Annotated in this window: 2 pseudogenes; one reads left to right on the forward strand and one right to left on the reverse strand. The window is 74.7% G+C overall.

Features of this window, described 5'->3' with window-relative positions:
- Positions 1 to 1,276 (forward strand): annotated as a pseudogene (locus ND748_RS31815) (hypothetical protein); the annotation flags it as partial.
- Between the two features lie 81 nt (positions 1,277 to 1,357).
- On the opposite strand, the pseudogene ND748_RS31820 reads toward ND748_RS31815, so the two are convergent.
- Positions 1,358 to 1,497: pseudogene (locus ND748_RS31820) on the reverse strand (tRNA pseudouridine(38-40) synthase TruA); the annotation flags it as partial.

Raw genomic sequence — 1,497 nt, forward strand, 5'->3', positions numbered from 1 at the left:
GCCCGCGGCCGACGGCGTCGCGCCGACAGGCGCCGCCCCCGATGTTCCCGCCGGCGCCGGGACCGGCTTCCCGTCGCGGTCGGGTGCGCAGCACGCATCGGTCGAGCCGGCGAGCGGCTGGTCCATCCGGGGCTGGTCGGGCGCGCCCGGCTCGTTGACGGGCATCACTCCCCTCACCGACCCGATGCCTCTCACAAACCCGACCCCCCTCCCCCTCACCAACCCGAATCCCCGGACCGGGCCGAACCCCCTCACCAACCCGAATCCCCGGACCGCCACCGGCTCCCCGACCGGCATGACCACCTCCGCTGCCTGGACCGGCCGCGGCGAGCTGGACGAGCACCCAGCCGCCGACGGATACCCGGACGGGGACGGCTATCCGTACCCAGACGAGGGCGAGTACTCCGAGGATGGGTACCCCGACGAGCACGGATACTTCGACGCCGCCGACGGCGGGGAACCCACCGACACCGGGGAAGTACACACCGACGCCCGGGTGCACAGCGAGACCGGTGCGCCCTCCCCGGCCGGGACGGGTGAGCGGCCCGGCCTGACGGGCCGGGCCGGTGGTTCCCGGCGGCTGCTGGCCATCGTCGCCGGAGCCGTCCTCGTCCTCCTCGCCGCCGTGGCGATCGTCGCGGGTCGCGGCGGGGGGAACGGCAAGGATGGCGCCGCGCCGGCCGCGACGGCCTCCCTGCCGCCGATCCCGGCGAACTTCCTCGACAGCGCCGCGGTCGACTCCGATCCGGTGACCCCCGAGGAGTTCTTCCCCGAGTCATCCCTCGCGGTCGACGGGCGGGGATACCAGCGACTCGCCCGCAAGCTCGACTCCGGCTGCCCGAACCTCACCGGTGACCTGATCGGCCAGTTGAAGGCCCCGCACTGCCGGCAGGTGGTGCGCTCGCTGTTCCTCAGCCGCCCCCAGCAGGGCGGACGGCAGGTACTCGCGGGAGCAACGGTGTTCTCCCTGGACACCAGCGCGACGGCCACCCAGGCCGCGCAGGTGCTCAACCAGGGCCGTGGCGGCATCGTGCCGCTGCCGATCCCGGCGGGCTCGATCCAGAACGCGCAGATCACCGGGCCGGGCGGGAACAACTCCTGGCGCAGCGCGCTGAGCCGCGGGCACTACCTCGTCTACACCCAGGTCGCGTACGTCGACGGCACCGTGGGCACGGCCACCGACCAGGCGTTGCGCAACGCCCAGACCGACCTGGCCACGGTCGCCACCGAGCCGATGGGCGATCGGGCGGTGCTCGGGCACGGTCCGCGCCGTTGACGTTTCGGGCTTACCGCCCACCACATCGTCGCCCGGGCCGGCGAGGAGCGCCGGCCGGGAGGCCGCCCTTTCCGGCGAGCCTCAGCCGGACGGGGTGGTGGGCACGCGCACAGCCCGGGTGACCTCGGCCCGCGCGGCCAGCGCCGCATCGGGGGGGTAACGCACCTCGACCAGCGTCAGTCCGTGCGCGGGGGCGACGGTGACGGCCGGGTCTCGCAGGC

This window comes from Frankia sp. AiPs1 (assembly GCF_023716945.1).
Classification (GTDB): domain Bacteria; phylum Actinomycetota; class Actinomycetes; order Frankiales; family Frankiaceae; genus Frankia.